This is a genomic window from Micromonospora sp. CNZ309, from assembly GCF_002846525.1.
The window spans coordinates 4,681,265-4,693,142 of record NZ_PJNG01000001.1; the positions used below are offsets into that span (position 1 = coordinate 4,681,265).

The 11,878-nt window shown below is 74.5% G+C and carries 13 protein-coding genes; 4 read left to right on the forward strand and 9 right to left on the reverse strand.

Annotated features, from left to right (window positions below):
- Positions 1 to 155: 155 nt before the first annotated feature.
- Positions 156 to 878: an ABC transporter permease gene (locus CLT72_RS19685; protein ID WP_101413054.1), complete on the reverse strand. Its 723-nt coding sequence runs from the start codon at positions 876 to 878 to the stop codon at positions 156 to 158.
- Positions 879 to 992: 114 nt separating this feature from the next.
- Positions 993 to 1,676, reverse strand: coding sequence for an ABC transporter permease (locus tag CLT72_RS19690; protein WP_089003098.1), 684 nt, complete (start codon positions 1,674 to 1,676; stop codon positions 993 to 995).
- 2 nt (positions 1,677 to 1,678) lie between these two features.
- Here CLT72_RS19690 and CLT72_RS19695 point away from each other — a divergent pair, with 2 nt between their 5' ends.
- Positions 1,679 to 2,680 carry an ABC transporter ATP-binding protein gene (locus tag CLT72_RS19695; protein ID WP_101413055.1) on the forward strand — a complete coding sequence of 334 codons (1,002 nt, stop codon included), beginning with the start codon at positions 1,679 to 1,681 and terminating at the stop codon, positions 2,678 to 2,680.
- A gap of 59 nt (positions 2,681 to 2,739) precedes the next feature.
- Here CLT72_RS19695 and CLT72_RS19700 read toward each other — a convergent pair whose 3' ends face one another.
- From CLT72_RS19700 to folP, 7 genes are all read right to left on the reverse strand, one after another.
- Positions 2,740 to 3,237 carry a hypothetical protein gene (locus tag CLT72_RS19700; RefSeq protein ID WP_101413056.1) on the reverse strand — a complete coding sequence of 166 codons (498 nt, stop codon included), beginning with the start codon at positions 3,235 to 3,237 and terminating at the stop codon, positions 2,740 to 2,742.
- Positions 3,238 to 3,297: 60 nt separating this feature from the next.
- Positions 3,298 to 3,612, reverse strand: coding sequence for a hypothetical protein (locus CLT72_RS19705; protein WP_089003095.1), 315 nt, complete (start codon positions 3,610 to 3,612; stop codon positions 3,298 to 3,300).
- A gap of 54 nt (positions 3,613 to 3,666) precedes the next feature.
- Positions 3,667 to 4,881, reverse strand: coding sequence for an ABC transporter permease (locus CLT72_RS19710; RefSeq protein ID WP_101413057.1), 1,215 nt, complete (start codon positions 4,879 to 4,881; stop codon positions 3,667 to 3,669).
- Between the two features lie 121 nt (positions 4,882 to 5,002).
- The gene (locus CLT72_RS19715) at positions 5,003 to 5,545 is read right to left on the reverse strand and encodes a DUF3180 domain-containing protein (RefSeq protein ID WP_101415270.1); all 543 of its coding nucleotides are present in this window, start codon (positions 5,543 to 5,545) and stop codon (positions 5,003 to 5,005) included.
- Positions 5,546 to 5,564: 19 nt separating this feature from the next.
- A complete protein-coding gene (gene folK, locus CLT72_RS19720; RefSeq protein WP_101413058.1) occupies positions 5,565 to 6,092 on the reverse strand; it encodes a 2-amino-4-hydroxy-6-hydroxymethyldihydropteridine diphosphokinase in 528 nt (175 codons plus the stop codon).
- Positions 6,089 to 6,454, reverse strand: a complete 366-nt coding sequence (gene folB, locus CLT72_RS19725) for a dihydroneopterin aldolase (RefSeq protein ID WP_101413059.1) — start codon at positions 6,452 to 6,454, stop codon at positions 6,089 to 6,091. The genes folK and folB overlap by 4 nt, the downstream gene beginning before the upstream one ends.
- Positions 6,451 to 7,368 carry a dihydropteroate synthase gene (gene folP / locus CLT72_RS19730; RefSeq protein WP_101415271.1) on the reverse strand — a complete coding sequence of 306 codons (918 nt, stop codon included), beginning with the start codon at positions 7,366 to 7,368 and terminating at the stop codon, positions 6,451 to 6,453. The genes folB and folP overlap by 4 nt, the downstream gene beginning before the upstream one ends.
- A 343-nt stretch (positions 7,369 to 7,711) precedes the next feature.
- Here folP and CLT72_RS19735 point away from each other — a divergent pair, with 343 nt between their 5' ends.
- Genes CLT72_RS19735 through CLT72_RS19745 form a run of 3 tightly spaced genes read left to right on the forward strand, consistent with a single transcriptional unit; the run spans position 7,712 to position 11,877 of the window.
- On the forward strand, positions 7,712 to 8,026 hold the full coding sequence (locus tag CLT72_RS19735) for a hypothetical protein (protein ID WP_089003090.1): 315 nt from the start codon (positions 7,712 to 7,714) through the stop codon (positions 8,024 to 8,026).
- Between the two features lie 13 nt (positions 8,027 to 8,039).
- Entirely contained in the window at positions 8,040 to 8,402 is a 363-nt protein-coding gene (locus CLT72_RS19740) for a hypothetical protein (RefSeq protein WP_089003089.1), read from the forward strand.
- Between the two features lie 49 nt (positions 8,403 to 8,451).
- Positions 8,452 to 11,877 (forward strand): ATP-binding protein, encoded by a 3,426-nt coding sequence (locus CLT72_RS19745; protein WP_101413060.1) that lies wholly within the window; start codon positions 8,452 to 8,454, stop codon positions 11,875 to 11,877.
- The last annotated feature ends 1 nt before the right edge of the window (position 11,878 follow it).

Below are 11,878 nucleotides of genomic sequence, written 5' to 3' on the forward strand. Positions count from 1 at the left end.
CGCCCGCTGTGCGACCGCCCGGTTTCCCACCCCAACATCTTCCACGCGGGACCGACAACCCGAGGCGGAGTTCGTCACCGGATCGTCACCGGAGGTGAACCGGATTCGCCGCCGCGCGCCCGCTCGGTCTCCGCGACGGGGGTGGGCGGAGACGCTCAGCCGCCGGCCACCGCTTGCGCCGCCCGGCGGCGCGCCCGACGGCGGTCCGCTCGCAGCGGGCGCGGCGTGACCAGCCGCTCGACCAGGGCCAGTACCAGTTCCAGCAGCATGGCGAGCCCGGCCACCAGCACGCCGCCGGCGATGATCTGTCCGCCGCCGGCCGCGATGTCCAGCCCGAAGCCCGCCCGGATGATCTGGCCCAGGCCACCGCCGTTGACGAAGGACGCCAGCGCGGCGGTCGCCACCACCTGCACCGCCGCCGTGCGGAAACCGGCCGCCAGGTAGGGCACCGCCAGCGGCAGTTCGACCCGGCGCAGCAACTGCCAGCCGGAGAAACCCATCCCGCGCGCCGCGTCCCGGGCCTCCGGATCGGCCTGCCGCACCCCCGTGTACGCGTTGGCCAGCAGCGGCGGCACCGCGAACACGGCCAGCGCGACCACCACCGACGGCCGGCCGAAGCCGAGGAAGGTCAGCGGCAGGATGGTGAGCAGGGCGAGCGTGGGCACGGCCAGCGACACGTTGGACACCAGCACCACCAGGCCGCCGCCCCGGCCGGTGTGCCCGAGCCAGAGCCCGATCGGCCAGGCGACCAGGCAGCCGAGGGCCACCGCCGCCGCCGACATCGACAGGTGCTCGCCGAGCCGGTCCAGGATGCCGCCCGGATTCGTCCAGTTGAGCGGATCGTTGAGCCAGACCAACGCCGCCTCGACCGGGTTCACCGGGCCCGCCTTTCGTTCGCGACTGCGGGACTCCGCTGCGCTGCGTTCCTCGCGCTCACCGGGCCCGCCTCTCGTTCGCGACTGCGGGACTCCGCTGCGCTGCGTTCCTCGCGCTCACCGGGCCCGCTTCAGCCAGGGGGTCAGCAGCCGGCCCGCCCCCGCCAGCACCAGGTCGAGCACCAGGGCGAGCAGGACGCAGAGCAGCGTCCCCGTCATGATCTGCGCCTTGTAGAAGTTGTTCTGGAAGCCGGCGAAGATGAGCTGCCCGAGACCGCCGCGCCCGATCACCACGCCCACGGTCACCAGGGCCACGGTGGAGACGGTGGCCAGCCGCAGCCCGGTGAGGATTCCCGGCAGGGCCAGCGGCAGCTCGACCCGGAACAGCCGGCCCCAGCGGCCGTACCCCATGCCCTCGGCCGCCTCGCGGACCTCGGGGGGCACCTGGTTGAGCCCGGCGACGGCGTTGCGGACGATCACCAGCAGCGCGTAGAGGACCACCACGCTGAGCGCGGTCAGCGCGCCGATGCCCAGGTAGGGGGCGATGAACGCGAAGAGCGCCAGCGACGGCACCGTGTAGAGCACCCCGGTGAGGGCCAGGACCGGCCCGGCCAGCGAGCGGTACCAGTACGCGGCCACCGCCAGCGGCAGCGCGATCAGGGCTGCGATCAGCACCGCGCGAGCAGTCAGCGAGGCGTGCTCACGCACGGCGGCGAGGATCGTGTCAGAGTTGTCCCGCACGTACTGCCAGGAGAACCACGGGTTACCCGGGTCGGCCCGGTAGCTCAGGCGGAAGGACATGTGTGGACGTTACCCCGGAGGGCACCGCCCCCGCCGAACCGCGCGCGGCGTCGATCGTGCTGGAGGGCATCCGCAAGCGCTACCCGGACGGCACCGAGGCCGTACGCGAGCTGAGCCTGGACATCGCCGCCGGCGAACTGGCGGTGCTGATCGGACCGTCGGGCTGCGGCAAGTCCACCGTGCTGCGGATGGTCAACCGCCTCATCGAGCCGACCGGCGGCCGGATCCTGCTCGGCGGCGAGGACGTCACCCGGGTCGACCCGGTCCGGCTACGCCGCCGGATCGGCTACGTGATCCAGAACGTCGGGCTCTTTCCGCACCAGACGGTCAGCGCCAACGTCGCCACCGTGCCCCGGTTGCTCGGCTGGCCCCGCGAGCGCAGCCGCCGCCGCGTCGACGAGCTGCTGGAACTCGTCGGGCTCGACCCGGCCACCTTCGGCCGCCGCTACCCGCACGAACTCTCCGGCGGGCAGCGGCAGCGCGTCGGGGTGGCCCGGGCGCTGGCCGCCGACCCGGTCGTGCTGCTGATGGACGAGCCGTTCTCGGCCGTCGACCCGATCGCGCGGACCCGGTTGCAGGAGGAGTTCCTCCGGTTGCAGGCCGAGGTGCGCAAGACCATCGTGCTGGTCACCCACGACCTGGACGAGGCGGTCCGGCTGGGCGACCGGATCGCGGTGCTCTCCGAGGGCGGGCGGCTGGAGCAGTACGACACCCCCGCCGCCGTGCTCGGCGCCCCCGCCACACCCTTCGTACGCGAGTTCGTGGGCGCCGACCGGGGCATCCGCCGGCTGGCCGTCACCCCGGTCACCGGCGAGACCGTCGAGCCGCTGCCCGAGACCGGGGTGGCCGGGCTGCCGACGATGCCGCTCGGCGGCTCGGCGTACGACGCGCTGGGGACGCTGCTCAGCTCGGCCGCGGAGCGCATCGTGGTGACCGACGGGGGACGGCCGGTCGGCGTACTCAGCCGGGCGCGGTTGCTCGAACTGGGCGACCGCGAGGGGTGAGGGCTGCCGGGTGAGGCGCCCTCGAAGGGTGCGGGCCCGAGCGGGTGGACGGCGGCCGGTCAGGCGCGACCGCCGAGGCTGGCCGCGCCGATGATCCAGCCCGAGAGGAAGCCGTAGGTCGCGCCGGCGCCGCCCGCCTGGATCGCCGTGAGCAGGGCCGGTTCCGGGCCGAGGAAGGCGGCGATCAGCGAGGCGAACCCGCTGGCCAGGACGTACGCGGCCCAGCCGGAGAAGAACTGCGTCCCCGACCCCTGCACCCGGGCCACCTGCGAGGTGGGCAGCAGGTAGAGGAAGAGCGCCGCGAGGATGACCAGCAGGACGGCCCGCAGGTTTGCCACGAGCAGGCCGCCGGTCGCCCCGTCGCCGTCGAAGCGCCACGCCGGCCAGGAGAGCAGTTGCAGGTACCAGCCGCCGGCGGAGTTCGGGTCGGTGCTGGCGGCCCAGCCGACGTACGCCGGGCTGCCGCAGACCGCGACCAGCAGCAGGGCCGCGAGTGCGCCCGTGCCCGCCGCCGTCCCGTAGCGACCGCCGGTCCGGGGCGGGTTGGTGAGCGCCATGATCGGGTCAGTTCCCGGCGGACCGTGGGAGGCAAACCTGCCCGGGGCCGTCGGTCGCCGTCACCGTCGCGGGTGCTTCATCAGGTAGTCGATGAACGCGGCCCGCAGCAGCGGCGCCGACTCCTCGTAGCCGTGCCCGGTCAGCTCCCGCCACAGCGCCGCGGCCTCGTCGATCGTCGGCCCCACGGAGTTGGGTGCGCCGTCGAGGGCGGCGGCCTCGTCCGCGTTCGGCAGGTGCCGCAGCACTGACCAGAAGAAGCGCACGTCGCGGCGCTCCCGGGCGACCGCGAACGCCCGCTCGCGCAGCTCCTCAGTGGACAACGCGTCGAGTTCCTCGAACGACGGGCCGGCGGAGGTCGATGGTGTGTCGGTCATGTCGCCGAGCCTAACCGGCGAGATCACCTCCGGCCCGGTGGACGCGGCGCCGGCTCACCGCTCACCGGCGTCCCACCGGCGTGGGCCGTTCTCCCAGCCCGGGTCGCTCCAGGGGTCCACGGGGCTCTCGGAGGGTCGCCTCGGCACGGCGGGCGGCCAGTCGCCGACCGGGTCGGCCGGGGGCGCCGTCCAGCCCCCGCCGATCCGGGCGTCCCCGGCGGGGACCGGTTCCGCCGCCGCGCCGGCCGAAGGCCGCCCGTACGCCTCCACCAGCCGGGTGACCAGCAGCCCGACGCCGAGCGCCGCCGCGCCGACCGCCCACCGGCTGACCGTCCAGCCGCGGGCGCTCGCGTACGCCAGGAGGACCGTGACCAGGCAGACCGCCAGCAGCGTGCCGAAGACGCCGCCGCGCCGGCCGAAGGCGCTGGTGCCGGCGAGCAGCGCCAGGCCGACCGCGAGCACCGTCCAGTCGAGCCCGGGGTCCGGCGCGACCGGGGCGAGGTCCCGGCTGGCGACGAGCATGCCGGCCAGCGCGGCCAGCACCGTGGAGCCGACGAACGCGCCGGTGGTGACCACCGCCGCCACCGCGCCCCGGCGGCGGGCCGGATCCACGACCGGGCGGAACCGGCCGACCACCCGGCGGACGGCCCGCACCGACCCGAACAGGCCGCCGAGCACCGCGACGGCCGCGAACCCGACGAAGAGGTGCAGGGCGCCCCGCTCCGGGTCGTAGTCGCCCTGCGGCAGCACCGACGCGGAACGCTGCTGGATGTAGACGATCACCCCGCCCGCGCCGGCGAGGGACGCGGCCCAGCCGGGAACGTGCAGCACCACCACCACCAGCCCCAGGGCGAGCCCGCCCAGCGCGGCGACCAGCAGGGCCGGGCCGACGGCGGCGCCGACGCCCCGGTCGCCCTGCTCGGCCACGTGCAGCGCGGCGGCGACCGCCACGGGCCCGACGGCCAGGTTCACCGCCGCCGTACGCAGGGTCAGCCCGGCGGCCAGCGCCAGCAGCCCGAGCACGACCGCGTCGAGGAGCAGGGAACGCAGCGCGTCGCCGCGCAGCGAGGCCGGCTCCTCCGCCCAGAGCAGGTACGCGAGGACGCCCAGCCCGGCCAGGAGCAGCAGTTCCCAGACGACGTGCACGGCGAACCGGTCGCGCCCGGGCTCGCCGTGCGCGGGGTCGTCGAAGACGTTCTCCAGGACGGAGGCGGGGATGCCGGACGAGGGCTCGGGGGACGGCTCCCGCCCCGGTTCGTCGTACCGCATGACGCCGCCTCCCACGTGGCCGCCCGTACAGCCAGGTCCGACGCACGGGCGGACCGGGGCGGCGTTGCTCTCCGGTCGCAGGCACCGTACCCGCGTGGAAGGCCGGGCGTAACCCCCGGGATCAGCGCGGGCCGGGGCGGCCCTCCCGGTTGCCGGGCTCGCGGTCCTCGTCGTCCTCCTGCTCCGGCACCCGGCAGGAACGCTCCAACCAGAGCGCCGCCGCCACCAGCGCCAGGGCGGCGAGCAGGCCGGCTCCGGCGACCGGCCGGTCGCCCACCGCGGCGTCGGTGCGCTCCACGAAGAGCCAGCCGGTCAGCCCGGCGTAGAAACCTGCGAAGATCGCGCCGGCCAGCGCCGACGCCTTGGCCAGCACCACGAACCGGGCCACCAGCAGCGGGTTGACCGGATCGCGGCCCGGCCGGCGCTCGATGCGCGCCCGGGTGTTGGCCGCGGCGTACGCCTCCAGCACGGCCAGCGCGGCGAGCGTGACCACCGGCAGCCAGGGCAGCTGCGGCAGGTAGTCGTAGTAGAGGGTGCTGATCAGCAGCCAGGCCAGCGCGGCGGCGCCGAGGCCGGCCACGAGCAGGGTGGAGGCCCGGGTGGGGCCCATCCGGGACCGCTCGGGGCCCGTCCCGCCGGGTCCTGGGGACTGCGCCTGCGTCATGCCGGCCGGCTCCACTGGGTCATGCCGTCGACTCTATCGCCAGATCCGGCCGGGGGCGCAGATCCAGCGCGTCGTCGGCGGCGGGACCGTTGTTGAGCAGGTCGGTCAGCCAGCCGTGCCCGGGCAGCCGCCCGTAGGGCTGGAGGTCGATCCACGGCCGCAGCACGAAGGCCCGCAGGTGGGCCCGGGGGTGCGGCAGGGTCAACTCGGGGTCGTCGCTGAGCACCGGCTCGTCGCCGTCGCGCCACACCGCGACGACGTCGACGTCGAGGCTGCGCGGCCCGAAGCGCCGCTGCGGGTCGCGGGTCCGCCCGGCGGCGCGCTCCGCCGCCCGGGCCCGCTCCAGCCAGTCGTACGGGCCCGCGGCCGGGTCCTCGGCGAGCAGCACGGCGTTGAGGTACGCGGGCTGGTCCGCGTCCCCCCACGGTGGAGTCTCGTAGACGCCGGAGACCAGCAGCACGCTGTCGCCGAACGCCGCAACGGCGGAGCGCAGGTGGGCCAGCCGGTCGCCGAGGTTGCTGCCCAGGGAGAGGACGGCGCGGGTCACCGGTCCCGCCGCCGCGTCATCGTGACGGCCACGTCGGTGAAGACGTGCGGCACGGGCGCCTCCGGCTTGTGCACGGTGACCGTGGCGACCTCGACGCGGGGGTCGGCCAGGCACACGGTCAGCAGCCGGTCGGCGAGCGTCTCGATCAGGTTGACCGGCTCGCCGGTCACCACCGCGACCAGCCGTTCGGCCAACTCGCCGTAGTGGACGGTGTCGCCCACCTCGTCGGAGCAGGCCGCCGGGGCTAGGTCCATCTCCAGCACGGCGTCGACGACGAAGTCCTGCCCCTGCTCGCGTTCGAAGTCGTACACCCCGTGCCGGCCGTGCGCCCGCAGGCCCGTCAGCTGGATCCGGTCGGTCATCGGTCTCCTCCGTGGTCGGCGGTGCGGTCCCGGCCGGCGCCGGCGTGGGCCGCCGGGGCCCCGCCGGTGGACGCGGACGCCAGGCGGGGCGCGCCCGTGGCATGCCAGACGGCGAGGGCGTCAACGGTGGCCCGGACGTCGTGCACGCGTACGCCCCAGGCGCCCGCGGCAACCGCGAGCAGGCTGGTGGCGACGGTGGCCACGTCGCGGCCGTCCGTGGGGCGCGGGGCGCCGTCGGGGCCGGCCAGCAGCCGCCCCAGGTACGACTTGCGGCTGGACGCGAAGAGCAGCGGGAACCCCAGGTCCAGCAGGTCGGACAGGTGCCTGCTCAGCTCCCAGTTGTGCGCGGCCGTCTTGGCGAAGCCGAGGCCCGGGTCGATGACGATGCGGTCGGCGCCGACCCCGGCGCGCAACGCCTCGTCGACGCGGTGGCGCAGCTCGGCGCGCACGTCGGCGACGACGTCGCCGTAGCGGGCCAGCTCCCCCATCTGGCGGGAGTGGCCCCGCCAGTGCATCAGCACCCAGGGGCAGCCGGCGTCGCGCACCACGCGGGCCATGTCGGGGTCGGCGAGGCCGCCGGAGACGTCGTTGACCACGGCCGCACCGGCGGCGAGGGCCGCCTCGGCGACCCGCGCGCGGGTGGTGTCGATGCTGACCGGCACGCCGGCGGCGGTCAGCTCCCGGATCACGGGGACGACCCGGGCCGTCTCGGTCGCCGCGTCGACACGGTCGGAACCGGGCCGGGTGGACTCACCGCCGACGTCCACCAGGTGGGCGCCCTCGGCCCGCAACCGCACGCCGTGTCCGACGGCGGCATCGAGGTCGGCGTACCGTCCGCCGTCGGAGAAGGAGTCGGGCGTGACGTTGAGGACGCCCATCACCACCGGGTCCGAGGCCCGTACCAGATCGGTCACGGCTAGACGGTACCGGTCGCGCGGACCGCCCCGGACCGGCCGGGTCGAGGGCGGTGACATGCGCATTCGAACAGGTGTACGATCGGTCGTCCGGGTCGGATCGGGCAGACTCTTCGCGGCTTGTCGCAAACAGTGGGTGCCCGTACGCTTTGGAATTGCCCGGCATCGAGATGGCGAAGCCTGGAGGGAGGGCCGAAGCGGGAAAATCCGCCCAAAGCTCACCACCCTCCGTGGTGGGTAACGAACGCAGGGTCGCCGACGCTGCGCACAGGGAGCACCGTTCCCGCCAGGCATGCCTACTGCACCACCGCGGCGCCGCCGGCCGCGACTTGGGGAGGTTCCAGTGATCGCCATCGAGCTGATGGAGACGGCGACGTCCGCCGCCGCCCACACGCTCTCCACCCTGGCGTCGACTCCACTCGCCGAGCCCGCGCCCAAGGGCATCGACACCGAGGGTGTCGTCACGTTCTTCGCCAGCAAGATCGCACCGATCCTGCTGGCCGTGCTGGGCGTCATCTTCATCGGACGGGCCAGCCGGGGTGAGATCTCCAAGGTCCTCACCAGCTCGGCGATCGCGATCGTCGGGCTCGCCTTCATCGCCGGAGCCGCCACACTCTTCTTCATCGGCGACTACCTGATCGACCTGATCTTCGAATAGGCGCGGGCACGAGATGCGGCTGCGCACCGATGACGACATCTACCGGGCTCGCCTGGTCTACCTCGGGCCGCCCGGCTACACCCTTCCCGTCCACCTGCCGTACGCCCAGTACGGGCTGTTCATGCTGCTCGTTCCCCTCTACATGTTCATCCACTGGCTGTTCACGTTGCAGGTGGAGCTCTTCCCCGCCTGGGAGATCGCGCTCGCCATCGTGAGCACCTCGTTCATCTTCCGGTACGTCGACCCGGACCGGCCCGCGCGCATGGTGATCCGCACCGCGCTGACCGACTGGCGGCGGACCCGGGAGCCGGCCGCGGAGCAGCGGGACCCCCGCCTGGTCGGCAGTCGGATCAGGATCCGGGAGGAACTGGCATGACCGGTCGCACCCCGACCAGGCAGTCGAACGACGCGGATGAGGCGGTCGCATGAATCGCAGTTCCACGCCGGGTTCCCCGGCAGGGCGTCCGGCCGTCCCGCACGGTAACCGTGCGCGGTCGTTCGACTACCCGGACGAGCCCGAGGCCGACGAGGTCGTCCTCGACCCGGCCCTGGTGACGACACCCGGACACGGCGGAGTGGGCGTGTTCCAGGCACCCCGTCCGGCGCCGCGCCGGACGCCGCCGGCCGAGCCGCAGCCCGTCGGCGACGGCGCCGACATCGACTCGCCCTTCCTCGACCTGTTCGGCGGCACGCGCCCCGGCGTGACCCGCCCGGCGGCGCCCCCGCAGCGGTCCAGCGGACGCGAGCAACCCGCCATCGGGCAGCAGTCGACCTCCGCACCGGCCCCGGCCGCGCTCCCGCCGGTTCCCGCCGCCCCCCTGCCGCCGCCCGCACGGGCGGGCCACGCGGCCGACGCCTCCCGGGCCGGCCATCCGGCAGACATGACCCACCGGACCGGTCACCCGGCCCACCGGACGTCCCCGCAGGACACACGGGTTGCCGACCAGCCCTCGGCCGACGCATACGAATTGCCCGTCCGGCCGGCCAGGTCCCGGGTGCCGCACCAGTCCGGGGACCGGCTGCCCACGCTCCGCCCACCGGCGGAGGCGGAGGACGCGACGGCCGGCGTGCCGCCCGTCGCGGCGGCACCGCCGTCGTCCCATCCGGCACCTCTCCAACAGCCGGCACCGCTCGACCCGTCCGCGCCGGACCCGGCGTCCGAGCCGGCGCCCCGCCGCACCGGGAAGCGCCCGCCGGAGCGGGCCGGCCGGGAGGTGGCGCCGCCCCGGCAGCGCTCCGCCGGCCGGCGCAGCCAGCCCACCAAGCCCGTCCGGGTCAAGGCTCCGAAGATCAAGTTCGGCGACCGGGACCCGGCGGTCGAGCTGGCCATCACCGAGATCGCCGGCCACCTCACCTTCACCCCCAACACCGTCACCGCCTGGTACTGGCTGCCGGAGGTGCGTTGGGCGTTCCGCCCGGACGCGGAACGGGAGGCGCTGCTGTCGGCGATCTCCGAGCAGTACGCCGGGCTCGCCGGCTTCCGGCTGCACCTGCGACGCACCACCCGGCCCTTCCCGGCCGACGAGTGGGCCCGCACCATCGACGCGCACACCCCTTCGCCGCTGCCCGACGTGCCCGGCACCGCCGGCTGGGGCGACCACCTCGTGGCCGCGCAGCGGCACCTGCTCTCGGTCAACCACGCCGAGGGGCAGACCTACCTCGGCGTCACCTTCGCCCGGCGCTCCCTCGGCGACTCGCTCACCGAACGGCTGCTGCGCACCTTCGGCCGGGGCGTCGCCGAGGGCGAACGCCGCAAGCTCGGCCGCACCGTCGAGCAGTTCGACGAGGTGCTCGGCGCGTTCGGCATGCGCGGCCGGCGCGTCACCGCCCAGGAGTTGGAGTGGCTGCTCTACCGCTCGGTGGCGCTGTGCATGGCGCCACCCGGGGAACTCTCCCCGCTCACCGACGGCCGGTGGGAACGCGGCGACCTGCTCGCCCTCACCGAGCAGGTCGAGCGCTACCGCACCCCGTACGGCTCGACCGTCAAGCTGGTCAACCGGATGACCGGCGAGGAACGGCACGTCGCCGTGCTGGCGGTCGGCCGGATGGAGCCGCTGGAGATCCCCGAGCGGCACGAGCCCTGGCTGCACTTCCACGAGCGGCTGCCGTGGCCGATGGAGCTCTCCACCCGCGTCGACATCCTCGGCTCCGGCGACTCCTTCCGTAACCTGGAGCACCGGCTGCGGATGATCCGCTCCCAGCAGCTCGACTACGCCGAGCACGGCATCGACGCCCCGCCCGAGCTGGAGCGGCTGGCCAAGCGGGCCCTGGTGATCGGCGACGAGATGACCACCGGCCTGCCGGTCGACTCCGCCCGCGCGCACGGCTGGCACCGGATCGCCGTCGGCGGCCGCAACCGCGAGGAGTGCCTGGAGCGGGCCCGCCGGCTCATCCAGCTCTACTCGCGCGAGCTGCGGATCTCGCTGCAACACCCGAAGAACCAGGACTGGCTGGCCCGCGAGTTCATCCCCGGCGAGCCGATCGCCAACACCGGCTACGTCCGGCGGATGCCGGTCAACCTGCTCGCCGCCGCGCTTCCCCAGGCCGCCAGCACCGTCGGCGACCGGCGCGGCGACCTCATCGGGCGCACCGCCGGCACCTGCCGCCGGCCGGTCTTCCTCGACCTGCACTTCCCGATGGAAGTACGCGAACGCTCCGGGCTCGCCGTCTTCGTCGCCGAGCCGGGCGGCGGCAAGTCGACCCTGCTCGGCGCACTCGGCTACCTCGCCGCACGGCGCGGGGTGCAGGTGACGCTGCTCGACCCGTCCGGCCCGCTCGCCCGCCTCTGCGCCATGCCGGAGCTGCGGCCGTACGCGCGGGTGCTGAACCTGACCGGCTCCGAGCACGGCACCCTGGCCCCGTACTCGCTCATCCCGACGCCACTTCGCAGCGAGTTCGGCACCGGGGCCGCCGGCGACCGGGAGTTCGAGATCGCGGTCTCCAACGCCCGTGCCGAACGGCGGATGCTGGTGCAGGACATCTGCATGATGCTGGTGCCCCCGCAGGTCGCCCGGGAGGCGTCCACCGCCACCCTCTTCCGCCACGCCGTACGCCAGGTGCCGGCGGAGGAGACCTCCACCCTCGACGACGTGGTCGCCTGCCTCAGCCAGCTCGACGACGACGCCGGCAAGGAGCTGGCCAACCTGCTGCTGGACACCGCCGAGATGCCGCTGGCCATGCTCTTCTTCGGCCGGCCGCCGGAGGGGCTGCTCGGCGCGGACGCCGCCCTCACCGTGATCACCATGGCCGGGCTGCGACTGCCCGACCTGAAGATCGAGCGGGAATACTGGTCCGCCGAGGAGTCGCTGGCCCTGCCCATGCTGCACACCGCACACCGGCTGGCCGTACGCCGCTGCTACGGCGGCTCCATGTCGTCGCGGAAGCTGGTCGGCCTGGACGAGGCGCACTTCATGGAGGGATGGCGCTCCGGGCGGTCGTTCCTGGTCCGGCTCGCCCGCGACTCCCGCAAGTGGAACCTCGCCGCGCTGGTCGCCTCGCAGAACCCGCGCGACATCCTCGGCCTCGACGTGCAGAACCTGGTCTCGACCGTCTTCGTCGGCCGCATCGCCGAGGACGCGGAGATCGCCTCCGAAGCGCTCCGTCTACTCCGGGTACCCGTCAACGACGGCTACGAGGCCACGCTGGCATCCCTCTCCACCGCCGACGCCACCAGCGCGACCCGGCTCGGCTTCCGGGAATTCGTCATGCGGGACGTCGACGGCCGCGTGCAGAAGGTCCGCGTCGACGTCTCGTACGTCGACGGGCTGCTGGAGCACCTCGACACCACCCCCGCCGCGATCGCCGCGGCGGCCGGGGTGCTGCCGGCCATCCTGCCGAACATGGAGGCGTGAC

Bases quoted from the DNA above. Each gene is read 5' to 3' on its own strand.
- CLT72_RS19705 (WP_089003095.1), bottom strand. From the start codon at position 3,612: ATGACCGACACACCATCGACCTCCGCCGGCCCGTCGTTCGAGGAACTC.
- CLT72_RS19690 (WP_089003098.1), bottom strand. From the start codon at position 1,676: ATGTCCTTCCGCCTGAGCTACCGGGCCGACCCGGGTAACCCGTGGTTC.
- CLT72_RS19715 (WP_101415270.1), bottom strand. From the start codon at position 5,545: ATGACGCAGGCGCAGTCCCCAGGACCCGGCGGGACGGGCCCCGAGCGG.
- CLT72_RS19745 (WP_101413060.1), top strand. From the start codon at position 8,452: ATGAATCGCAGTTCCACGCCGGGTTCCCCGGCAGGGCGTCCGGCCGTC.
- CLT72_RS19700 (WP_101413056.1), bottom strand. From the start codon at position 3,237: ATGGCGCTCACCAACCCGCCCCGGACCGGCGGTCGCTACGGGACGGCG.
- folB (WP_101413059.1), bottom strand. From the start codon at position 6,454: ATGACCGACCGGATCCAGCTGACGGGCCTGCGGGCGCACGGCCGGCAC.
- CLT72_RS19710 (WP_101413057.1), bottom strand. From the start codon at position 4,881: ATGCGGTACGACGAACCGGGGCGGGAGCCGTCCCCCGAGCCCTCGTCC.
- CLT72_RS19740 (WP_089003089.1), top strand. From the start codon at position 8,040: ATGCGGCTGCGCACCGATGACGACATCTACCGGGCTCGCCTGGTCTAC.